Raw genomic sequence first — 21,895 nt, 5'->3', positions numbered from 1 at the left:
TGGCGACATGAACAGCCTGCACCAGCCGCCCGTGCTGCCGCGTCGCCCGGGCACCGCCGCCCACCTCGGCCCGAACTGGTTCGCCTCGGTGATGGGCGCCGGGATCGTGGCCACCGCCGCCGCCGGTCTGCCCGGGCACCTGCCCGGGCTGCGGTTCCTGGCGACCGCCGTCTGGCTCGCGGCGGCGGCGCTGCTCGTGGCGCTGGTCGTCGCGTGGCCGGTGCACCTGCGCCGGGACCGGGAGACCGCGCTCGGATACGCGGCCGACCCGGTCATGGCGCAGTTCTGGGGCGCGCCGCCCATGGCGCTGATGACCGTGGGCGGCGGCGCGCTGCTGCTCGGGCCGCCGCTGATCGGTCAGCCCGCCGCCGTGGCGGTCGACCTCCTGCTGTGGGGCGTGGGGACCGGGCTGGGCCTGCTGACCGCGGTGGCGATCCCGTACCTGATGATGACCCGGCACCGGATCGGGCCGGACGCGGCGTTCGGCGGCTGGCTGATGCCGGTGGTGCCGCCGATGGTCTCGGCCGCGAACGGCGCGCTGCTCGTGGCGCACCTGCCGGCCGGGCAGGCGCGGCTCGACCTGATGATCGCCTGCTATGCGATGTTCGGCGTGAGCCTGGTCGCCACCCTGGTCATCCTGCCGCAGCTCTGGAACCGGCTGGTCGTCCACGGGGTCGGCGCCGCCCGGATGGTCCCCACGCTGTGGATCGTGCTGGGGCCGCTCGGCCAGTCCATCACCGCGGCGCACCTGCTCGGCCGGGCCGCCGAGGGAGTGCTGCCCGAACCGTACGCGGCCGGGGCGCAGATGCTCGCCGTGCTCTACGGCGTACCCGTGCTGGGGTTCGCCCTGGTGTGGCTGGCCCTGGCGGCCGCGATCACGCTGCGCACCGCGCGCGCCGGCCTGCCCTTCTCACTCACCTGGTGGAGCTTCACCTTCCCGGTCGGCACGCTGGTCACCGGGGTGACCGGACTGGCCACCCGGACCGGATCGGCCATGCTGGCCACGCTCGCGGTGCTGCTGTACGGGCTGCTGGTGGCCGCCTGGACGACGGTGGCCACGCGCACCGTCCGCGGCGCCTGGCACGGACACCTGTTCCTCCCGCCGACGCGGTGAGGGCCGCCGGCTCCGTCAGTCGTCGCCTTTGAGCTGCAACGTCAGGCCGCCCGCCACCTGAGCCGGCTGTCCGTCGCACTTCGCTTGCAGCGCATCAGGGTTCCGGAGCTGCTCCTACACCTCAGTCGGAGAAGTCGTCCCGCGCGTCCCGGGCGTCCTGCTGGACGTGCTCGCCGGGTCGCTTGCCCCGGATCTCGTCCTGGCGCCGCACCTGGTCCGCCTCGGACCGTTCGTCCCGGGTCATGTCGCCCAACCGGGCCCGGGCCGGGCCGGCCAGGTCCTCGAGGTCGTCCTTCGCCCGTTCGACGCTCATGCCGCCTCCCCTGTCGTCGTGGGCGCCGTCGCGCCCCCACCGCCAGCGGCGTCCCCGGCCATCCGGCGCTGAAACCCGAGGCGGGCGGCCTTCCTCGTCCGTTCGGAAGCGACGCGAAAGGGGGCCGGTCCACGCGGGACCGACCCCCTGCTGGCCCTCAGGCGCCGCTACGGCTTCCAGGAGCCCGCGGTACGCAGGTGGTGCTCGTACTCCAGCGTGCCGTTCTTGTCCTTGACGTCGAAGATGAGCTGGCCGGTGCGCTTGCTGCCGGTGGGCAGGTTGTTGCCCGAGCCCATCAGCTTGCCGCAGCCGGAGAAGGCGCCGCCGACGCCGCTCTCCTCGGCGCCGTCGGTGCCGACCCACTTGAAGAAGAACGGGTTGATCGAGCCGGTGCCCTTGGTGACCTCGGCGGTCACGTCGGCGATCAGGTACATGCCGTTCTTCGGCGCCGGCATGAACTCCTGGCAGGCCTTGTCCTTGGTCCGGAAGTTGCCGACGGTGATCTCGACGGTGCCGTCGTCGTCGTTGACGATCAGGGTGTCGCCGGCCGGCATGTTGAAGGTCTCGCTGTCGGTCCTGCCCGGCTCGGGCGTCGCCGACGTGCCGCCGGTCGGGGAGTCGTCGACCGGGTTGCTGTAGGTGACCCCCGGGGTCGGCAGGTTGTCGATGGCGTCCTTGGTCTTCTTCGCGCCGCTGTAGATGGCGAAGATGCCGCCGCCGCAGCAGAGCAGCAGCATGACCGCCACCACGATGCCGACGGTGATCCAGACGTTCTTGTTGGACTTCTTGGCCGGCGGGCCGAACTGCCCCGGCGCGGGCGGGTACGGCCCGGTCGGCGGGTACGCCTCACCCGGGGGCGGCGGGTACTGCCCGGGCGGCGGCGGGAACGCCGCGCCCGCGGCCGGCGGGTACGGCTGCTGCCCCGCGCCCGGCGGCGGGTAAGGCGCCCCGGAGGTCGGCGGCTGCGGCGCGTACGGCGACTCCGGGGCCGGCGGGTAGCCACCACCCGGGGCCGGCGGCGGGTACGGGGCACCCGCCGGCGGCGGGTACGGGGCACCCGAGGTGGGCGGCTGCGGCGCGCCGGAGACCGGCGGCTGCGGCGCGTACGGGCTGCCGGACACCGGCGGCATCGGCGCGGTGGGGAACGCCTGGGTCGGCGGTTCCTGAGGCTGCTGGTTCGGGTCCTGCGGTCCGAACGGAGGCTGAGGGTGGCTCACCGTACTCCTTGGGCACCTTCGAGATCGTCAGTCGGGACGACGGTACAAGCCGGCGGCAACGCGACCGTCAGGCCCTCACCGGGGCACCAGAACGGCCGCCGTGCGCACCAGTTCGGCGTCCACCGCGAACCGGCCGGCTATCGATGCCGGCGGATCGGTCACGGGGGCGGCGGTGAGCCGGGCGGGCGCGATCCGGGCCGTGAACGTGCCCGCGTCGGGGTCGAGGGTGACCCGGGCGTCGGCGAAGTCCAGCCAGGTCCCGACGAGCGGGTGCCAGACCTTGTAGACGGTTTCCTTGGCGCTGAACAGCACGGTCGGCCAGGCCACCCCGGCGGGCAGCCGAACCAGGTCCGCCTCCTCCTCGGGCAGGCAGACCTTCCGGCGTACCCCCGGGGTGAGGTCCCGGTGTCGTTCGGCGTCGAGGCCCACCGCGCGGATCTCGGTGGCGCGGGCGGCGGCGGCCGCGCAGTAGTCCCGGGTGTGGGTGATGGCCCCGACCACGCCGGGTGGCCAGACCGGGGCGCGGTCGGGGGCCGCGGGCACCGGCGTGGCCGGCAGCCCGAGCCCGGCCAGCGCCCGGCGGGCGCACACCCGGCCGGCGGTGAAGTCCCGGCGGCGGCTGGCCACGGCGCGTTCGCCCAGGCAGGCCCGCTCGGCCGGGAGCAGCGCGCCGGTCCAGTCCGCGGCGGCGGCCACCGCCACGGCGACCTCGGGCGGCAGAAGGTCCCGCATGACGCGGAAACGTACCGCAACCATGTAACGCCGGAGCGTTTCGGGGCGCTGTTGGATCGTTGCGGGGAGGCGACCGTCCACAGACGTGTGTCCATTGACGAGAGGATCGGCCGATGACGCCTGGCGCGAAGGCGTCGGAATCACGACCCGGCGAGCACGCCCCCGTGACCCCCGACTGGACCTGTGGATCCTGCGGCGACGACTGGCCCTGCGCCACGAAACGCCGGCAACTCCTGGACGAGTACCAGGTGGACCGGGCCTCGTTGAGCGTCTATCTCGGCTCCTGCCTGGCCGCCGCCACGCAGGACCTGCGCGCCGCCCCGGTCTCCTCGCTCCAGGACCGGTTCATCGGCTGGGTGCCGCGCGGCCCGCGTACCTTCTGACCCGCGCTTCCGGTGGCCGCCGCGTCGGGTTCGCGGCGGCCACCGGTCGCGGGCTCAGGGGCGGCGGGGCCGGCGGGCCAGGGCGAAGCCCACGACGCCCGCCACGGCGGCGAGCACGCCGCCCACGCTGGTCCACACCCACCGGGAGCCGGGCTGCGGAAGCCAGCCGGTGAGGCCGCCCTCCGCCTCGGCGACCGGCTCGGGGGCGGGCTCCGCGGTGAGCACCTGGCCGGCCCGGGTGTTCGGCACCAGCGGCGCCTCCAGTTCCCCGTCGTCGCCGGACCCGCCGCCCTCGGCGTCCGCGCCGACGAGCAGGTCCACCTCGACCGGCAGGCCCAGGTCGGGTTCGGGCAGGTCGGTGACCGAGAGCCGGAGGTAGTAGGTGCCGGGCAGCGGGTCGCCGGACCACGGTTCCGCCCAGGGCCGGACCCGGCGCAGCGTGCAGCCGAGGGCCACGCTGGTCGCGGTCGCCGCGGCGGTCGGGGTCTGCGCGCCGGCCGTGCACGCCTGGCGGCGACGCAGCCCGTCGAAGACGTCGACGGTCCAGGTGGACGCGCCGGCGCGCGCCTTGGCGAAGGCGACCGTCGCGGAGACCTCGTGGACCTGGCCCGCCTCGGCACGGAACGTCCAGTAGAGGTGGTCGCCGGTGGAGGCGTCCACCCGGACCGGCTGGCCGGGGGTGATGGTGGTGGCGGTCAGGAACGAGGTGCCGGCCTTGGTGACGGTGGCCGCGCCCGGCGACGGGGTCGGCGCCGCCGCGGCGGCCCCCGGGGTGAAGGCGAGCCCGGCGGCGGCCAGCGCCGCCGCGGAGCGGATCAGCGTACGCATCCTCAGTTCTCCCTCCACGTGGCCACCCACCAGCGGGTGAGCAGCCCGGCGACGAGCCCGGTGACCAGCCCCGCGAGCGTGAGCAGGAGCAGCAGCGCCCAGCCCCGACCGAGGTCCGGCCCGTCCGGGGCGGGGGACGCGGCGACCACGTCCACGGTCAGCTCCACCGGCATGCCCGGGGTGACCTGGGTGCCGGGGCGCGGGGCGAACGAGTTGCTGACCACCAGGCAGACGGTCCGCGCGGGCTGCACCCCGCTCGGGGCGGGGGCGGGGCTCGCCTCCTCGGCGGCCGACCAGCGCAGCCCGGCCGAGACCACGTCGGTACGCCCGCTGCCGGCGTCGACCCCCCGGACGAGTTCCCGCCCGTCCGGCGCGGTGGCCCGCAGCAGCACGCCGTAGTCGGGGTTGACCGGGCGGTCCAGCGCGACGCTCACCGAGGCCCGCAGCTCCTGCCCGGGGCGCACCGGCACCCGGTACCAGCGGTGCTCGGCGAACGCCTCCCGGTCGGTGTAGACGCCGGGGGCGAGCAGCGGCGCGTTGTCGCACCCGGCCGACCCGCCCACCACGGTCGGGGTGGCGGTGTACGTGTCCCGGGCCCGGTCCACCAACTGCTTGATCCGCCCGGTCAGCTCGTCGGCGCTCTGCGCCGCGGTGTAGGTGCCGCCGGTCGCCCCGGCGATGCAGAGCAGCTGCCGGCGCACCTTCTCGTCGGGGGCCAGGCCGAGCGTGTCGACGACCAGCCTGGTGCCCTGGGCGGCCAGCTCGCGGGCCACCTCGCAGGGGTCGGGCGGGGCGCAGGTGTCCTCGCCGTCGGTGATCAGCACGATCCGGCGGGCGGTGCTGCCGGTGCCCAGGTCCTGCGCGGCGGAGCGGAGCGCCAGCCCCACCGGGGTGAAGCCGGTCGGGCGCAGCGTGGCGACGGCGGCCTTGGCCCGCGTACGGTCCACCGGACCGACCGGCACGATCTGCTGGGTGTCCAGGCAGCCCTGTTTCTTGTCCTTGCCGCGGTAGGTGGCGCCGAGCACCCGGATGCCGAGCTGGGTCTCGTCCGGCAGCGCGTCGACCACCTCGTTGAACGCCTGCTGGGCGACGGAGATCCGGCTGCGCCCGTCGATGTCCCGGGCCCGCATCGAGCCGCTGACGTCCAGGACCAGTTCGACCTTGGGCGGCTCGGCGGGGGGTTCGGCGGTCTCGTCGTCGGCCGCGGCGGGCGGCGTACCGATCAGCGCGGTCGTCGCCAGCAGTCCGAGGAGGACGGCCGTCGATCGTCTCTTGTTGATCACCGGGCGAAGTGTAGTGAGATCCACAATGGAAGATCATCCGGGCCCGACCATCCAGCATGGTCGATGCGAAAGACGGCATGATCAGGAGTTGCGCGGCGGTCCGCGGGTCGGACGGTGGATAGTAAGGAATTCGTAATGTTTTCCCTGCGTGACCCACCGTAAGGTGCCCGATGTAAACCTTTTGTGGGGTGGCGCATTCGTCGGAAATCTGACCGGGCCCGACCCGTTGTGCCAGTGCCGCACTGTGGTTAAGCTCTGTCTTGCGCGCCCCAATCGCCCGCTTCCCCCGTGGCAGGCGATCGGGGCGCGCTTTTTCGTGCCTCGAGCCCCGTGCGCCTGTCATCGGCAACAGGACCGGCCCCTGATCGCAACCGGTTTTCCGACCCGGCGGGTGCCCCGCCGGGTCCGCGCCGGTCAGATCCAGCGACCGTCCAGCCACATCCGGGCGGACCAGTCCGCGTAGGCCATCAGCCGGCCCACGAAGATCGGGTAGAAGTAGCCGAAGCAGAGGGCGACCAGCAGCACGTAAGCGCCCGCGATGATCCCGCCCACCAGGCGGCGGTCGGAGGTGTCCTCGACGCTCGGTGGCGCCGCCGTGCCGACGGCCGGGGCCGGGGCCGGGGCCGGCGAGATGATCGCGCCGAGCACGTAGACCACCGCCAGCACCAGGAACGGCACCGCCGGCGCGGCGTAGAACGAGAACATCGTGCGGCCGTCGAGGGCGAACCAGAACCAGGGCAGCAGGCCGGCGGCCGCGCTGAGCAGGATCGCCCCGGCCCGCCAGTCCCGCCGGGCCAGCCCGAGCCAGACGGTCGCGGCCAGCGCCGGCAGGAACGACCACCAGAGCAGCGGGGTGCCCAGCAGCAGGATCTCCGAGGCGCAGCTCGGCGCGCCGCAGTTGCCGTCGCCGGACCAGTAGAAGGCGACCGGCCGGCCGAGCAGCAGCCACTGCCACGGCCACGACTGGTACTTGTGCGGGTCGTCGAGCTGGGTGTGGAAGCCGTACGCGGCCTTGTGGTATTCCCACAGGTTGATCAGCGGCCCGATGACCGGGGTGTCGCTCAGGCCCGGGGCGTTCGGATAGCGGCTGGCCAGGCGGTAGTAGCCGTCGTCGCCGAGCAGCCAGCCCGACCAGGTGAGCACGTAGGTGACGACCATCAGCACGCCGGCCGCCAGGAGCCAGGGCAGCTCGTCCAGCAGGGCGTCCCGCCACGGGCGGCGGACCCCGGCCGAGCGGCGGACGCCGACCTCCCAGAGGAGCACCAGCACCGCGAAGGCGGGGACGAAGTAGAGGCCGCTCCACTTCACCGCGCAGGCGCAGCCGAGCAGCACCCCGGCGGCCAGCCGCCACCACGGCCAGTCCCGCCAGGTCGACGGCGGCCGGCCGGCCCGCCCCGGCAGCGACGGGTCGAGCCCCGCCTCCAGCGCCCGGGTCCAGCGCCGCCGCCGGGCGTCCCGGTCGAGCACCAGGGCGCCGAACGCGGCCAGCACGAACAGCAGCAGGAAGATGTCGAGCAGCGCGGTGCGGGAGAGCACGAAGTGGAAGCCGTCCAGGGCGAGCAGCAGCCCGGCCGCGCAGCCCAACGTCGTCGACCGGAACATCCGCCGGCCGATCCGCACCAGCAGCAGCACCGACAGGGTGCCGGCGACGGCCGCCGCGAAACGCCAGCCGAACTCGGGGGCGGTCGTCACGAGGTGCCCCGGCACGGAGATCCTGGTCTCCGCGTCCTGGTAGCCGAAGGCCCACTCGCCGAGGCCGATGAGCCACTTGCCCAGCGGCGGGTGCACCACGTACGACGGGCCGTTGTCCTTGTAGTTCCACTCGACGCCGCGGTCGATCAGCCCGTACGCGTCGCGGGCGTAGTAGATCTCGTCGAAGATCTTCCCGTTGGGCCCGCTCAGCCCGACGAAGCGCAGGATCGCCGCGATCACCACCACGACCCCGGTGGCCAGCCACGCCTGCCCCCGGCCGAGGTGGGCGTCGACCGTGTCGAGCCGTCGCCGGACGATGGCCGGGATCCGGCCACGGCCACCGCTCGTCGCGGGGCCGGCGGCCCGGTCGGCGGGGGTCGGCTCGTCGGCGGACCCGCCCGCGTTCGCGCTCTGTGCTGTCGACGCACTCGTCACCCGGCGATCGTAGGCTGCGAAGGTGCCCGGTGGCGCCCGTCGTCTCCGAGATTGGTACGGCCGTCGATGAAGGAGCGCACGTCGTGGGTGAAATGTCCGAGGTCGGCCGCCTGGTGCTGCTCGGCGCGCCGCTGGGCAACCCGGCCGACGCGTCCGCCCGGTTCCGGGAGGTGCTCGCCACCGCCGACGTGGTCGCCGCCGAGGACACCCGCCGGCTCACCCGGCTGGCCCGGGACCTGGCGGTGACCGTGCCCGGCCGGATCGTCTCCTACTTCGAGGGCAACGAGGAGCGCCGCACCCCGGAACTGGTCGACGTGCTCGCCGCCGGCTACACGATCGCCCTGGTCACCGACGGTGGGATGCCCAGCGTCTCCGACCCCGGCTACCGGCTGGTCCGGGCCGCCCTCGACGCCGGGATCCCGGTCACCGCGGCCCCCGGGCCGAGCGCGGTCACCACCGCCCTGGCGCTGTCCGGGCTGCCCTGCGACCGGTTCTGCTTCGAGGGCTTCCTGCCCCGCACGCCCGGCGCCCGCCGGTCCCGGCTGCGCGCGCTCGCCGCCGAGGAGCGCACCCTGGTGCTCTTCGAGGCGCCGCACCGGATCGCCGGGGCGCTCGCCGACCTGGCCGAGGCGTTCGGCCCGGACCGGCCCGCCGCGCTCTGCCGCGAGCTGACCAAGACGTACGAGGAGGTGGTCCGCCGGCCGCTCGGCGAACTGGCCGAGTGGGCCGCGGCGGGCGAGCCGCGCGGCGAGATCACCCTGGTCGTGGCCGGGGCGCCGCCGGCCGCGGCCGTCCGGCCCGACGACGACACGCTGCGCGCCGCGGTCGCCGCGCGGGAGGCGGCCGGGCTGTCTCGGCGCGACGCCATCACCGAGGTCGCCACCGAGTTCGGGCTGCGCCGCCGCGAGGTCTACACGGTCGTGCACAGCTGAGGAGCGGCTACCAGGCCGCGCCCAGGAAGCCGACGGTGATCAGCAGGGGGCCGGCCAGCGCCACGCCCACCGCCCACCGGCGTTGCCGGGGGTCCGGCAGCCGGGTCGCGCCGGTCCACCGGGCGATCCCGGCGGCGCAGCCGGCCACCAGAAGCAGCCCGAGCAGCCAGCGCAGGTGCCGGCCGGCGCCGGCGTCGGCGTACGCGGTGCGGCCCGCCGGCCCGGTCATCCGGGCGGGCAGCACCGAGCCGGCGGCGCTGAGCTCGGCCGGGACGCCGCTGACCCGGACACCGTGGGCCAGGAAGCGCTGGCCGTCGGCCAGGAAGAGCCCCCGGCAGCGCTGGGTCAGCCCGGCGCCGGTGCAGTCGGTGATCACCGCCGTGCCGTTCGTCCCGTGCCCCACGGCCAGCCAGAACGGCCCGGCGCTCACCCAGGCGAAGAACGCGGCCAGCAGCGTCAGCGACAGCAGCACGGACAGGCCGCTGACCGGGTCCGGGGGACGGACCGGCCGCTCGCGCCGGGACGCCGCCCGGCGGCGCGGCCAGCGGGCGGCCCGTCGCTGCGGCTCCTCCCGCAGCGGGGTGCCGTCCCAGTGCACCTCCTCGATCGGCGCCCAGGCGGTGCCGCCGTCCGCCGACGCGGAACGCCGGTGCCAGCGGGGCTGCCGGACCGGCACCCGGCGCGGGACGGCGTCCACCGGCGCCCCGGTGGTCGGTTCCACCTCCACCGGCGGGTCGGCCGGGTCCAGCCGGGGCTGGGGGGCGACCGACGCGCCGCGCGCCGGGGTCCGCCACGCGGCCTCCCCGGCCGCCGGCGCGGAGGACCCGCCCGGCCCGGGCGCCGCTGGTCTGCTGGTCACGCCGTTCATTTCACACCGGTGGACCGGGCCAGCCGGGCAGCTCAGGCCGCGTGTCGGCGACAAATCGGACGTACGGGCGGGTGCGGCCGGTGGGACGCGCCCTATTGGTTCGCGGGTGGCCCTGGGCAATCACTAGGCTTGGCGCTCATGAGTCACGTTCTCGCCGCGGTCGCCTGGCCCTACGCCAACGGCCCGCGCCACATCGGCCACGTATCCGGATTCGGCGTTCCCTCCGACGTCTTCGCCCGGTACATGCGGATGGCCGGTCACGACGTGCTCATGGTCTCCGGCACCGACGAGCACGGCACCCCGATCCAGGTGCAGGCCGACGCCGAGGGGGTCACCCCGCGCGAGCTGGCCGACCGGTACAACCGGGTCATCGCCGAGGACCTGCGGGCGCTGGGGCTGTCGTACGACCTGTTCACCCGGACCACCACCCGCAACCACTACGCCGTGGTGCAGGAGCTGTTCGAGGGGTTGTACCGCAACGGCTACATCGTCCCCAAGGTCACCACCGGGGCGATCTCGCCGTCCACCGGCCGCACCCTGCCCGACCGCTACATCGAGGGCACCTGCCCGATCTGCGGCTACGACAGCGCCCGCGGCGACCAGTGCGACAACTGCGGCAACCAGCTCGACCCGGTCGACCTGATCAACCCCAAGTCGAAGATCAACGGCGAGACGCCGGAGTTCGTGGAGACCGAGCACTTCTTCCTCGACCTGCCCGCCCTGGCCGACGCGCTGCGGCAGTGGCTGGACGGCCGGGAGGGCTGGCGGCCCAACGTGCTGCGCTTCTCGCGCAACCTGCTCGACGACCTCCAGCCCCGGGCCATCACCCGCGACCTGGAGTGGGGCGTGCCCATCCCGCTCGACGGCTGGCGCGACCGGCCCGACAAGCGGATCTACGTCTGGTTCGACGCGGTCATCGGCTACCTGTCCGCCTCCATCGAGTGGGCCCGCCGCAGCGGCGACCCGGAGGCGTGGCGGAAGTGGTGGTCCGCCGACGGCGAGGGCAAGGACGCCCGCGGCTACTACTTCATGGGCAAGGACAACATCGTCTTCCACTCGGTGATCTGGCCGGCGCTGCTCGGCGGCTACTCCGGCGAGGGCTCCCGGGACGGCGAGCCGGGACGGCTGGGCCGGCTCAACCTGCCCACGGAGGTGGTCTCCAGCGAATACCTGACCATGGAGGGGCGCAAGTTCTCCTCCTCCCGCAAGGTGGTCATCTACGTCCGCGACTTCCTGGAGCGGTACGACGCCGACGCGCTGCGCTACTTCATCGCGGTGGCCGGCCCGGAGAGCAACGACACCGACTTCACCTGGGCCGAGTTCCTCCGCCGCAACAACGACGAGCTGGTCGCCGGCTGGGGCAACCTGGTCAACCGGTCCATCTCGATGGCGGCGAAGAACTTCGGCGCGGTCCCGCCGGTCGACCCGGCCGGGCTCACCGACGCCGACCAGGCGCTGCTCGACACGGCCCGGGCGGGCTTCGCCGTCGTCGGCGACCTGATCGCCCGGCACCGGCAGAAGCAGGCCATCGGCGAGGCCATGAAGGTCGTCGCCGAGGCCAACAAGTACCTGTCCGAGCAGGCGCCCTGGAAGCTCAAGGGCGAGGAGGACAAGCCCCGGATGGGCACCATCCTGCACGTCGCCCTCCAGGTGGTCAGCGACGCCAACACGCTGCTCACCCCATTCCTGCCGCACTCCGCGCAGAAGATCCACGAGCTGCTCGGCGGCACCGGGGTGCACGCGCCCATGCCGGTGATCGAGGAGGTCGAGGACCTCGACGGTGGGCCGGCGTACCCGGTGCTGACCGGCGACTACACGGTCGGGGCGCGCTGGGAGTCCGTACCCCTGGAGGTGGGCCGGCCGCTCGCGGCGCCGAAGCCGGTGTTCCGCAAGCTCGACCCGTCCATCGTCGACGAGGAGCTGGCCCGGCTGGCCGGCTGAGCTGCCGACGCACGACGCGGCCCCGGGGGTGTCCCCGGGGCCGCCGCCGTCGGTGGGTCAGGCGCGGGCCATCTTCGGTGCGCCGATGAACTCCATGATCGCCTGGTTGACCTCGGTGGGGTGCGTCCACGGCGTGCCGTGGGGCGCACCCTTCAAGGTGACCATCCGGCAGTCGGACAGCATGTTCTGCAACCGCTGGCCCGTGGCCGGGTACGGCAGCACGTTGTCCTTGTCGCCCTGGATGATCAGCACCGGGATGTTGATGTTCGGCAGGTCGCCCCGGAAGTCGGTCAGCCAGGCGTCGACACAGTCGTGGGTGCCCTTCGCCGACGCCTGCGCGCCGATCTGCCAGTGCGCCCGGTACGCCTCCTCGCTCACCCATTTGCCCTTGTTCTCGCTGTAGTTGAAGAACGCGTCGCAGAACTGGGTCAGATACGCGAACCGGTCCTGGATGATCGCCGCCTTGAACCCGTCGAACAGCTTCTGGTCGACCCCTTCCGGATTGTCGGCCGTCTTCAGCAGGAACGGCGCAAGCGGGGCCATCAGCACCGCCCGTTCCACCCGGTCCGACCCGTACGCGCCCAGGTAGCGGGTCACCTCGCCGGTGCCCATCGAGTGCCCGACGAGGATCGCGTTGCGCAGGTCCAGCTCGGTCATCAGCACGTCGAGGTCGGCCGCGAAGGTGTTGTAGTCGTAGCCGAACGCCGGTTGGGCGGAGTTGCCGAACCCCCGCCGGTCGTACGTGATCACCCGGTAGCCGGCCGCGAGCAGCGGGCCGGACATCTTCTCCCAGGTCGCCCCGTTGAACGGGAAGCCGTGGATCAGGACGATCGGCTGGCCGGAGCCGTGATCCTCGTAGTAGAGGTCGATGGGTGCGGAATTCTCCGTACCGACGGTGACGAAAGGCATCTCGGGCACTCCCCTTGCGGTGCGTCTAGGACGCCGGCGCTTTCCCGGCCCGGCCCCGGTTATGCCGTCCGGTACGGCAGGTCCACCACCCGGTCGTCGGTGAGCTCGGCACCCGGCGCCCAGGTCTCGTAGACGCCCCGCTCGTGGCACTGCGCCGCGGTCGTGGTCACCGCGTCCGGATCCGGCCGGCACAGCCGCAGCCGCAGCCAGCCCGCCTCCTCCCGGAGCACCAGGCAGGGCACCCCACGCCAGGTGGCGTAGCGCAGCCGGCGGGCCGCCGACTCCACCGGGTAGCGGGCCGCCCGGGTCATGGCGAGGACCCGGAACCCGCCGGGCAGGTCGGCCACCGCCTCGTACTCGGCGCCGCCGTACGCGCCGACGAGCTGGGTCGAGCGCGGCGCGTCGCCGGTCGGCACGTACTCCTGGTCGGGGGAGACGCCGGGCACCGCGGCGAGCAGGTGCCGCCACTGCGGGCCCACCATGCGCAGCCAGCCCCGCTGCTCGGCCTGGTAGGTGTAGAGCACCACCTCCACGCCCTCTGCCGGATAGGCGAGCAGGGCGGCGTTCGCCGGCATCGGCAGGTCGGCGAAGTCGCGGGTCACGAACTCCGGGATCAGCTGGGCGTTGCTCGGCACGAAGCCCGTGCCCAGCACCGGCGGCCCGAGCCGGTCCCGCGGCGGCAGCGCGGTCAGCCCCTGGTGCGCCGGGCCGACCGGCACGTCGTAGTCGGCCGGGTCGGTGGCGCGCCAGCGCAGCGCGTACGCCACGTCGCCGCCCTCGGAGTCGCCGCGCAGCACCGCCATCCCGGCCGGGGTGCGCAGGTGCGCCACGTCGTGCTCCCGGTGGCAGAAGCCGTGCGGCAGCCAGCCCCGCACGTAGCCGGCGAGTTGGCGGGCGGAGAGCACCTTCACCATCCGGGTGCCCGGCCGGACCAGCGCCGAGCCGCGGACCGCCGCGAGCATCCGGTCGCCGGCCGCGCCCGGCTGCTGGCTGAGCTGGTGCACGTACGCCCAGCCGTGCTCGCGGTGCACCGGCATCAGCAGCGGCGGGTCGAGGTCCTCGGTCGGCTCGGCCGCGCCGTGCACGGCAGTCACCTCGGTGACGTGCACGAACCTCCGCCACGGGTACGCCACCCCGGGCCGGGGCGCCCACTCGAAGCCCGGCGCCTCCTCGGCGCTGAACAGCTCGTACGCCGCGCCCCGGGCGATCTCCTCCGCCGGGTGGACGCGGCCGTCGTACGTCACGCGCAGCCCGGTCCGCTCGGAGGCGGCCCCGCTGGCCTGGGGAGTGACGGTCACGCCCCGGACCGTAGGCCCGGCAGATGTGGCGCGCGTGAACAGTCGATGGCGGTCGGGAAACGCCGGCCGCCCACGGTGTGTGATGCTGGCCGCGATGAGCGAGCAGACCGAAACCCGCAAGCAGCGCGCCGCCCGCCGGGCCGGTGAGTTCCCGCCCGCCCCGGAGGCGCTCGCGGTGCCCGTGCTGGACAGCCACACCCACCTGGACATCACGGTCAGCGAATACGGCGTGCCCCTGCGAAGCGCGAGGAGCGAGCCGGGGTTGCGAGCCCCGCAGTCGCGAGCGAACAGCGGCTCAGCCGGTCCGGCCGACGACCCGGTGGCGGCGGCCATCGCGGTGGCCGCCGGCGTCGGTGTGGACCGGCTCGTGCAGGTGGGCGTGGACGTCGAGTCGTCCCGGTGGAGCGCCGACGTCGCCGAGCGCTACGGCGCGGTGCTGGCCACCGTGGCGCTGCACCCGAACGAGGCGCCCCGCCTGGCCGACCTGGATGAGGCGCTGCGCGAGATCGAGGCCCTCGCCGGCCGGAGCCGCGTCCGCGGCATCGGCGAGACCGGGATGGACTTCTTCCGCACCGGCGACGAGGGGCGGGCCGCCCAGGAGGAGAGCTTCCGGGCGCACATCGCCATCGCCAAGCGCTACGGCAAGGCGCTGGTCATCCACGACCGGGACGCGCACGCCGACGTGCTGCGGATCCTCGACGACGAGGGCGCGCCGGACACCGTGGTGCTGCACTGCTTCTCCGGCGACGCCGACTTCGCCCGCGAGTGCGTCCGCCGCGGCTACCTGCTCAGCTTCGCCGGCACGGTCACCTTCGGCAGCGCGTCCGCCCTGCGCGAGGCCGCCGCCGTCACCCCGCCCGGGCAACTGCTGGTCGAGACCGACGCGCCGTACCTCACCCCCATGCCGCACCGGGGGAGGCCCAACGCCTCGTACCTGATCCCGCTGACCGTCCGGTTCCTGGCCGAGACCACGGGGACCGACCTCGACGAACTCTGCGCGGCGATCTCCGCGACCGGCGAGCGCGCGTTCGGGCCGTGGTGAAAGGATGCCCGGCGTGACCGGTCTCCTCGGCCCGGCGGAGATCCGGGACCTCGCCGCGCGGCTCGGCGTGTCGCCGACCAAGAAGCTCGGCCAGAACTTCGTCCACGACCCGAACACGGTCCGCCGGATCGTGACCACCGCCGGGCTCGCCCCGGACGACGTGGCGCTGGAGGTCGGCCCCGGGCTCGGCTCGCTCACCCTGGCCCTGCTCCCGGTGGCCGCGCACGTGCACGCCGTGGAACTCGACCCCGCCCTGGCCGCCGCGCTGCCGGAGACCGCCGCCCGGTTCGCCGGCCCGGACGCCGCCCGGCTCACCGTGCACCCCGGCGACGCGCTGCGGGTCACCGCCGGCGACCTGGCCGACCCGGCGCCGACCGCGCTCGTGGCGAACCTGCCCTACAACGTGGCCGTGCCCGTCGTGCTGCACCTCCTCGCCGAGCTGCCCACCCTGCGGCACGGCCTCGTCATGGTGCAGAAGGAGGTCGCCGACCGGCTCGTCGCCGGTCCCGGCTCGAAGGTGTACGGCATCCCGTCGGTCAAGCTCGCCTGGTACGCCCGGTCCCGGGCCGCCGGCAAGGTCCCGCCGAACGTCTTCTGGCCGGTGCCGAACGTCGACTCCGGGCTGGTCGCCTTCACCCGGCGCGAGCCGCCCCGCGCCGACGTACCCAGGGAAGCCGTCTTCGCCGTGGTCGACGCGGCGTTCGCGCAGCGTCGCAAGACCCTGCGCGCCGCCCTCGCGGGCTGGGCCGGCGGCGCGGACCGGGCCGCCGCGGCGCTCACCGCCGCCGGCGTCGACCCCGGCGCCCGCGGCGAGTCACTCACCGTGGAGCAGTTCGCCGCCATCGCCGCGTCGGCCCCGACCGCCCCGGCCGCCGCCCGTTAGGCTGGCGCCGTTGCCGACCCCGCCGAGGAGCTGACCGTGCAGAAGCCGTTCGACATCCGCCTGCGCCCGCGGGACATCGTCCCGTGACCGAGGCCTGGCGACCGGACGACGAGGACGGGCAGCGGCGCGGGGCCAGCGGCCCGGTGAAGGTGCGGGTGCCGGCCAAGGTCAACCTGCACCTCGGGGTGGGGCCGCTGCGCCGCGACGGCTACCACGAGCTGAACACCGTCTACCACGCGATCTCCATCTACGACGAGCTGACCGCCCGCCGGGGCGACACCCTCACCCTCACCATGGAGGGCGAGGGCGCCGGCGAGCTGGCCCTCGACGACACCAACCTGGTGATCCGGGCCGCCCACGCCCTCGCCGGCTACGCGGGCGTCCTGCCGCACGCCCGGCTGCACCTGCGCAAGCAGATCCCGCTCGCCGGCGGGCTGGCGGGCGGCAGCGCCGACGCGGCCGCCGCGCTGGTCGCCTGCGACGCGCTCTGGGGCACCGGGCTGTCCCGCGACGAACTGGCCGGGATCGCCGCCGACCTGGGCTCCGACGTGCCGTTCCTGATCCACGGCGGCACCGCGCTCGGCACCGGGCGCGGCGAGGCGGTCAGCCCGGTGCTGGCCCGCCCCACCTCCTGGCACTGGGTGGTGGCCGTCGCCGACGGCGGCCTCTCCACCCCCGCCGCCTACCGGGAGCTGGACCGCCTCCGCGACGCCGGCACCGCGGGCGAGCCGCTGGGCAGCACCGACGGGCTGCTCGGCGCGCTGCGCCAGCGCGACCCCCGGGTGCTCGCCGCCGCCCTCGGCAACGACCTCCAGGCCGCCGCGCTGGCCATGCGCCCGTCGCTGGCCGAGACGCTCAAGGCGGGAGAGGCGGCCGGGGCGCTCGCCGGCCTCGTCTCCGGCTCCGGCCCGACCTGCGTCTTCCTCGCCGCCGACGAGGCCCACGCGGGGCGGATCGCCGCCGACCTCACGGCCGCCGGCGTCTGCCGGGAGGCCCGGGTCGCGCACGGCCCGGTCGCCGGCGCCCGCGTCGTCTGAGCCGCCCTCGCCGCCCGGGTGGAACAAATCGGGCGGCGAGGGCGGTTGACCCTCATCGGGGCTCGACGCCCGCCGGGCGTGCCCGGGTCCCCGCGTACCCTGAGGGGCCAGGCGTCCCGAGGTGCCGGCCGGCACCGGGGCGCCTTGATCATGAAAGGTGGGTTCGTGGCCAACATCGTCAACCTGGACCGGGTGTCCAAGGGGTACGGCGCCGCCGGGGCACTGCTCACCGACGTCTCGCTCGGCCTCGACGACGCCGACCGGGTCGGCGTGGTCGGCCTCAACGGCGCCGGCAAGTCCACCCTGCTGCGCCTGCTCACCAAGCAGGAGGACCCGGACGACGGCCGGGTCACCCACCGCCGGGACCTGCGGGTCTCCTGGCTGCCGCAGAGCCTGACCCTGGCCCCCGAAGCCACCGTCCGGGACGTGGTGCTCGGCACCGCCTGGCTCGGCGAGAGCATGGGCGCCGAGCACGAGTGGGCCGGCGACGCCGGCGTCCGGGCCATCCTCGACGGCCTCGGCATGCCTCACCTCGGCCTCGACGCGCCCGTCGGGACGATGTCCGGCGGCGAACGCCGCCGCGTCGCCCTCGCCGCCCTGCTGGTCCGCGACGCCGACCTGCTCATCCTCGACGAGCCCACCAACCACCTCGACGTCGGCGGCGTCGACTGGCTGGCCCGGCACCTCGTCACCCGCAAGGGCGCCCTCGTCGTGGTCACCCACGACCGCTGGTTCCTCGACGCCGTCTGCACCACCACCTGGGAGGTCGCCGACCAGACCGTCCGGGCCTACGAGGGCGGCTTCGCCGCCTGGACCCTGGCCCGGGTCGAGCGGCAGCGGGTCGCCGCCGCCACCGAGGCCCGCCGGCAGAACCTGCTCCGCAAGGAGATCGCCTGGCTGCGTCGGGGCGCCCCCGCCCGGACCTCCAAGCCGAAGTTCCGGATCGACGCCGCCAACGCGCTGATCGCCGACGTGCCGGAGCCCCGCGACACCATGTCGCTGCAACGGCTCGCCACCGCCCGGCTCGGCAAGCAGGTGTACGACCTCGACCAGGTCACCCTGCACGCCGGCCCCAAGGAGATCCTGCACGACGTCACCTGGCAGGTCGGCCCCGGCGACCGGGTCGCCATCCTGGGCCGCAACGGCGCCGGCAAGACCACCCTGCTGCGGATGCTCGCCGGGGTGACCCGCCCCGACGGCGGCCGGTTCGCCGCCGGGCAGACCGTACGCCCCGCCTTCCTCTCCCAGGAACTCGCCGAACTCCCCGGCCACCTGCGCGTCCTCGAAGCCGTCGAGGAGGTGGCCCGGCGCGTGCAACTCGGTGACCGGGAGATCAGCGCCGCCCAGCTCGCCGAGGTCTTCGGCTTCGACGACCGGCGGCTCTGGACTCCGGTCAGCGACCTCTCCGGCGGCGAGCGCCGCCGGCTCCAGATGCTGCGGCTGCTCGCCGGCGAGCCCAACGTGCTCCTCCTCGACGAGCCCACCAACGACCTGGACACCGACACCCTCGCCGCGCTGGAGGACCTCCTCGACTCCTGGCCCGGCACCATCGTGGTGGCCAGCCACGACCGCTACCTGATCGAGCGGGTCACCGACGTCGCGTACGGGATGTTCGGCGACGGCCGGCTGGTGCACCTCCCGGGCGGCGTCGACGAGTACCTGGCCCGCGCCGCCGCGGGCGGTGGCCCGGCGCCCGCCGACCTCACCCCCGCCGCGGCCGCCCCGGCCCGTGCGGGCCTGTCCGCCGCCGAGGTACGCACCGCCAAGAAGGAACTCAGCCGGCTGGAACGCCAGATCGCCAAGCTCGAACAGAAGGAGGCGACGCTGCACGAGCAGCTCGCCGCCAACGCCACCGACTACGCGAAGGTCGCCGAGCTGGACGCCCAGCTCAAGGAGGTCCGCGCCGAGCGGGACCGCACCGAGGAGACCTGGCTGGCCCTCGCCGAGGAGCTGCCGGCCGGCTGACCCCGCCGGGGTGGGGGGTGTGCGGCGTCACTCCCGGGCGTACGGGACAATCGCAGGCGACCCCTTTCCCGTTCGGTCTTGGAGACGCAGAGATGGCCCACACCCCCGTCAACCACCCCGCGCGGCCTGTCTACCGGGCGATCGGCGGGCTCGTTGGTCTGTACTTCGTCGTGTTCGGCGTGCTCGGCATCATCGCCAGCGCCGGCAACGACGTCCTCGCCCAGGACGACACCAAGGTCCTCGGCCAGGGCACCAACCTCGGCTTCTCGATGCTCACGATCCTGCTCGGGGCCGCGATCCTGGTCGGCACCGCGATCGGTCGCAACCTCGACGTGGCGATCAACCAGTGGCTCGCCTACGCCCTGATGGCCCTCGGCCTGGCCGAGCTGGCGTTCCTGCACACCGACGCCAACATCTTCAACTTCTCGATCATGACCGTCATCGTGGTGCTCACCCTCTCGCTGGTGCTCCTCATGGTCGGCATGTACGGCAAGGTCGGCACCGACGACGAGCACGAGGCCTGGCAGAAGGCCCGGCTGGTGCTCTGACCCGCAACCACCCGAAGGCCCGGCGCGAGCCGGGCCTTCGGCGTTTTCCGGGGACGGGGCGGGGTGCCGCGGGTGACAATTACCCGGAATGGGTCATTTGGCTGGAGGGGTCTCCATGGCGCACATCCCGGTGAACCATCCCGCGCGGCCGATCTACCGCGTCCTCTCCGGGTTGATCGGGCTCTACATCCTGATCTTCGGCGTCTACGGAACGTTCCTGACCTGGGGCGAGGGGCTCTTCAGCCGGGACGGCCACTGGGCCCTCGGGCTCCGCACCAACCTGGCGTTCGCGCTCGTCTCCGTCGTGTTCGGCGCGTTCCTGCTGATCGGGGCGTCCCGCCGCACCAACCTGGGGCACTACATGAACCTGACCGCCGGGGCGGTCTTCCTGCTCACCAGCATCCTGATGATGGCCGTGCTGCAGACCCCGGCGAACTTCCTGAACTTCTCGATGTCGACGGTCATCGTGTCGATGCTGTTCGGGCTGATCCTGCTCGGCACCGGCCTCTACGACAAGATCGGCTCGGACGAGCACGCCGAGGACGAACGGCGGCGGCGCAACCACTCCATCGCCGAGGCCAACCGCTGAACCCAGTCAGCCCGACTTGCCGCGGGACGTGATCAGGCTCGGCTTCGCCTCCAGGTGCGACAGGCCGTTCCAGGCCAGGTTCACCAGGTGCGCCGCCACCGTCTCCTTCCGCGGCTTGCGCACCTCCAACCACCAGCGCCCGGTCAACGCCACCATGCCCACCAGCGCCTGCGAGTACAGCTCCGCCAGCTTCGGGTCGTAACCCCGGCTGGAGAACTCCGCGCCCAGGATGTGCTCCACCTGATGCGCCACGTCGTTCATCACGCTGCTGAAGTTGCCCGTCGCCGACATCAGCGGCGACTCCCGGACCAGCACCCGGAACCCGCTGGTCTCCTCCTCGATGTACGTCAGCAGGGTCAACGCCGCCTGCTCCAGCAACTCCCGCGGATGCCCCGCCGTCAACGCCGTGGTGATCCGGTCCAGCAGCGAGCGGACCTCCCGGTCCACCACCACCGCGTAGAGCCCCTCCTTGCCGCCGAAGTGCTCGTAGACCACCGGCTTGGAGACCTTCGCCCGGGCCGCCACCTCCTCGATCGAGGTCGCGTCGAACCCGCGCTCGGCGAAGATCTGCCGGGCGATCGAGATCAACTGCTCGCGCCGCTGGGTCGCGGACATCCGTACCCGGGAAGGCTTCGCCGCCGGGACGGCCCGCCGGCGGGCGGTGCTGGCGTCGCTGCCGGGAACGTCGGTCACCCGGCCCATCCTGCCAAACCCGGCCCGGGCCCATCGACCGGTTACCGCGCCGGCCGGCCCCGCATCCGCCCCGGCTCCACCAGCTTCGCCGTGATCCGCTCCGGTTTCGGCCACCGCACCGACCAGGCCGCGCCCACCTTCTCCAACACCCAGATCACCCGCGCCGACGGATCGACCTGCCCCCGCAACACCCCGTGCCGCGCGCTGGTCGGCTCGGCGTGGTGCAGGTTGTGCCAGCTCTCCCCGAACGACAGCAACGCCAGCGGCCAGAAGTTCGACGCCCGGTCACCCTGCCGCACCGCGAACGGGCGCTCCCCGTAGACGTGGCAGACCGAGTTGATCGACCAGGTGACGTGGTGCAGCAGCGCGATCCGGACCAGCCCGCCCCAGAAGAACGCGGTCAGCGCGCCCTGCCACGACCCGGTGAGCAGCCCGCCCATCGCGGCCGGCCCGAGCACCGACACCACCACCAGCACCGGGAAGAGCCGGTCGACGCGGCGGGTGATCGGATCGGCCAGCAGGTCCGGGGCGAACCGCTCCCGGTTCGACAGCTCCCGGTTGAACAGCCAGCCCACGTGCGCGTGGAACAGCCCCTTGGTCAGCCCACCGATGCTCTCCCCGAACCGCCACGGCGAGTGCGGGTCGCCCTCCTGGTCGGAGAAGGCGTGGTGCCGCCGGTGGTCGGCCACCCACTGGATGATCTCGCCCTGCACGGCGAACGAACCCGCCACCGCCAGCGTGGCCCGCAGCCAGGGTTTCGCCTTGAACGAGCCGTGGGTGAAGTACCGGTGGTAGCCGACGGTGATGCCGAGGCCGGACAGCACGTACCAGAAGCCGGCCACGAGCACGTCGGTCCAGCCGAGCCAGCCGCCCCAGGCCACCGGCACGGCGGCGAGCAGGGCGAGGAAGGGTACGACCACGAAGGCCCAGAGGGCGACGAGGATGCCCCGGGACTGGTGGCCCTGGGTCAGCGGCTTCGGGCCGGTCAGGGCGGTCGACATGGCACCTCCCAGCGGAACGGTTACGCCTACGTCACCGTAACCAGCAGCCGGCTAGATCGCAGCGGACAGTCTGGTTCGTCGATGGATGACGGGGCTCTGTCGCATCCTTGTCAAAAATCAATAGTTGATGGCCATCGTTTAACGGTGCAGAATCGCATGCCGAACGGATCCGGGCCCGAGTGATCGCGGGTA

Annotated in this window: 21 protein-coding genes; 10 read left to right on the top strand and 11 right to left on the bottom strand. The window is 73.8% G+C overall.

From position 1 onward, the window contains the following. Nucleotides 1–7: 7 nt before the first annotated feature. Complete coding sequence (locus tag FXF50_RS07585) at nucleotides 8–1,114, top strand: TDT family transporter (protein WP_148426507.1); 1,107 nt, start codon at nucleotides 8–10, stop codon at nucleotides 1,112–1,114. A 121-nt stretch (nucleotides 1,115–1,235) separates the two neighbouring features. On the opposite strand, the gene FXF50_RS07580 is transcribed toward FXF50_RS07585, so the two are convergent. From FXF50_RS07580 to FXF50_RS07570, 3 genes are all read right to left on the bottom strand, one after another. Continuing rightward, a complete protein-coding gene (locus FXF50_RS07580; protein WP_091322009.1) occupies nucleotides 1,236–1,427 on the bottom strand; it encodes a general stress protein CsbD in 192 nt (63 codons plus the stop codon). Nucleotides 1,428–1,594: 167 nt separating this feature from the next. Next, entirely contained in the window at nucleotides 1,595–2,644 is a 1,050-nt protein-coding gene (locus FXF50_RS07575; protein WP_148426506.1) for a DUF4352 domain-containing protein, read from the bottom strand. Between the two features lie 75 nt (nucleotides 2,645–2,719). After that, the gene (locus FXF50_RS07570; protein ID WP_148426505.1) at nucleotides 2,720–3,376 is read right to left on the bottom strand and encodes a 4'-phosphopantetheinyl transferase; all 657 of its coding nucleotides are present in this window, start codon (nucleotides 3,374–3,376) and stop codon (nucleotides 2,720–2,722) included. A 113-nt stretch (nucleotides 3,377–3,489) separates the two neighbouring features. On the opposite strand from FXF50_RS07570, the gene FXF50_RS07565 reads away from it, so the two are divergent. Next, entirely contained in the window at nucleotides 3,490–3,759 is a 270-nt protein-coding gene (locus FXF50_RS07565; protein WP_091314385.1) for a hypothetical protein, read from the top strand. 54 nt (nucleotides 3,760–3,813) lie between these two features. Here the strand turns inward: FXF50_RS07565 and FXF50_RS07560 are convergent, their stop codons facing one another. The 3 genes from FXF50_RS07560 to FXF50_RS07550 all read right to left on the bottom strand — a co-directional run bounded on the left by FXF50_RS07560 (nucleotide 3,814) and on the right by FXF50_RS07550 (nucleotide 7,997). After that, nucleotides 3,814–4,587 (bottom strand): peptidase, encoded by a 774-nt coding sequence (locus FXF50_RS07560; RefSeq protein WP_148426504.1) that lies wholly within the window; start codon nucleotides 4,585–4,587, stop codon nucleotides 3,814–3,816. Nucleotides 4,588–4,589: 2 nt separating this feature from the next. Then, nucleotides 4,590–5,870, bottom strand: coding sequence for a VWA domain-containing protein (locus FXF50_RS07555; RefSeq protein ID WP_148426503.1), 1,281 nt, complete (start codon nucleotides 5,868–5,870; stop codon nucleotides 4,590–4,592). Nucleotides 5,871–6,284: 414 nt separating this feature from the next. Beyond that, nucleotides 6,285–7,997, bottom strand: coding sequence for a dolichyl-phosphate-mannose--protein mannosyltransferase (locus FXF50_RS07550; RefSeq protein WP_148426502.1), 1,713 nt, complete (start codon nucleotides 7,995–7,997; stop codon nucleotides 6,285–6,287). 92 nt (nucleotides 7,998–8,089) lie between these two features. On the opposite strand from FXF50_RS07550, the gene rsmI reads away from it, so the two are divergent. Then, entirely contained in the window at nucleotides 8,090–8,929 is an 840-nt protein-coding gene (gene rsmI, locus FXF50_RS07545; RefSeq protein ID WP_370464086.1) for a 16S rRNA (cytidine(1402)-2'-O)-methyltransferase, read from the top strand. 7 nt (nucleotides 8,930–8,936) lie between these two features. On the opposite strand, the gene FXF50_RS07540 is transcribed toward rsmI, so the two are convergent. Continuing rightward, nucleotides 8,937–9,797, bottom strand: coding sequence for a hypothetical protein (locus tag FXF50_RS07540; RefSeq protein WP_255509933.1), 861 nt, complete (start codon nucleotides 9,795–9,797; stop codon nucleotides 8,937–8,939). A gap of 138 nt (nucleotides 9,798–9,935) precedes the next feature. On the opposite strand from FXF50_RS07540, the gene metG reads away from it, so the two are divergent. Further along, the gene (metG, locus tag FXF50_RS07535; RefSeq protein WP_148426501.1) at nucleotides 9,936–11,738 is read left to right on the top strand and encodes a methionine--tRNA ligase; all 1,803 of its coding nucleotides are present in this window, start codon (nucleotides 9,936–9,938) and stop codon (nucleotides 11,736–11,738) included. Nucleotides 11,739–11,795: 57 nt separating this feature from the next. On the opposite strand, the gene FXF50_RS07530 is transcribed toward metG, so the two are convergent. Together FXF50_RS07530 and FXF50_RS07525 are read right to left on the bottom strand one after the other, a co-directional pair. Beyond that, a complete protein-coding gene (locus tag FXF50_RS07530) occupies nucleotides 11,796–12,647 on the bottom strand; it encodes an alpha/beta fold hydrolase (protein ID WP_148426500.1) in 852 nt (283 codons plus the stop codon). Nucleotides 12,648–12,706: 59 nt separating this feature from the next. Continuing rightward, entirely contained in the window at nucleotides 12,707–13,945 is a 1,239-nt protein-coding gene (locus FXF50_RS07525; protein WP_148426499.1) for a hypothetical protein, read from the bottom strand. A gap of 82 nt (nucleotides 13,946–14,027) precedes the next feature. Here FXF50_RS07525 and FXF50_RS07520 point away from each other — a divergent pair, with 82 nt between their 5' ends. The 6 genes from FXF50_RS07520 to FXF50_RS07495 all read left to right on the top strand — a co-directional run bounded on the left by FXF50_RS07520 (nucleotide 14,028) and on the right by FXF50_RS07495 (nucleotide 20,009). Continuing rightward, the gene (locus FXF50_RS07520) at nucleotides 14,028–14,987 is read left to right on the top strand and encodes a TatD family hydrolase (protein WP_148426498.1); all 960 of its coding nucleotides are present in this window, start codon (nucleotides 14,028–14,030) and stop codon (nucleotides 14,985–14,987) included. A gap of 13 nt (nucleotides 14,988–15,000) precedes the next feature. Then, a complete protein-coding gene (gene rsmA / locus FXF50_RS07515; RefSeq protein ID WP_148426497.1) occupies nucleotides 15,001–15,870 on the top strand; it encodes a 16S rRNA (adenine(1518)-N(6)/adenine(1519)-N(6))-dimethyltransferase RsmA in 870 nt (289 codons plus the stop codon). Between the two features lie 83 nt (nucleotides 15,871–15,953). Further along, nucleotides 15,954–16,907: a 4-(cytidine 5'-diphospho)-2-C-methyl-D-erythritol kinase gene (locus FXF50_RS07510; RefSeq protein WP_148426496.1), complete on the top strand. Its 954-nt coding sequence runs from the start codon at nucleotides 15,954–15,956 to the stop codon at nucleotides 16,905–16,907. Nucleotides 16,908–17,072: 165 nt separating this feature from the next. Then, nucleotides 17,073–18,872: an ABC-F family ATP-binding cassette domain-containing protein gene (locus FXF50_RS07505; RefSeq protein ID WP_148426495.1), complete on the top strand. Its 1,800-nt coding sequence runs from the start codon at nucleotides 17,073–17,075 to the stop codon at nucleotides 18,870–18,872. A gap of 92 nt (nucleotides 18,873–18,964) precedes the next feature. Then, nucleotides 18,965–19,420: a DUF4383 domain-containing protein gene (locus tag FXF50_RS07500; protein ID WP_148426494.1), complete on the top strand. Its 456-nt coding sequence runs from the start codon at nucleotides 18,965–18,967 to the stop codon at nucleotides 19,418–19,420. A 115-nt stretch (nucleotides 19,421–19,535) separates the two neighbouring features. Further along, entirely contained in the window at nucleotides 19,536–20,009 is a 474-nt protein-coding gene (locus FXF50_RS07495) for a DUF4383 domain-containing protein (protein WP_148426493.1), read from the top strand. Nucleotides 20,010–20,015: 6 nt separating this feature from the next. Here FXF50_RS07495 and FXF50_RS07490 read toward each other — a convergent pair whose 3' ends face one another. Then, nucleotides 20,016–20,702 carry a TetR/AcrR family transcriptional regulator gene (locus tag FXF50_RS07490; protein WP_148426492.1) on the bottom strand — a complete coding sequence of 229 codons (687 nt, stop codon included), beginning with the start codon at nucleotides 20,700–20,702 and terminating at the stop codon, nucleotides 20,016–20,018. A 41-nt stretch (nucleotides 20,703–20,743) separates the two neighbouring features. Next, complete coding sequence (locus tag FXF50_RS07485) at nucleotides 20,744–21,703, bottom strand: acyl-CoA desaturase (RefSeq protein WP_148426491.1); 960 nt, start codon at nucleotides 21,701–21,703, stop codon at nucleotides 20,744–20,746. Nucleotides 21,704–21,895 lie beyond the last annotated feature (192 nt).

Source organism: Micromonospora sp. AP08 (assembly GCF_008085935.1).
In the GTDB taxonomy this organism is placed as follows: Bacteria; Actinomycetota; Actinomycetes; order Mycobacteriales; family Micromonosporaceae; genus Micromonospora; species Micromonospora chersina.
The sequence above is the reverse complement of the archived record's forward strand: the minus strand, read 5'-3'. Positions and strand labels throughout refer to the sequence as shown.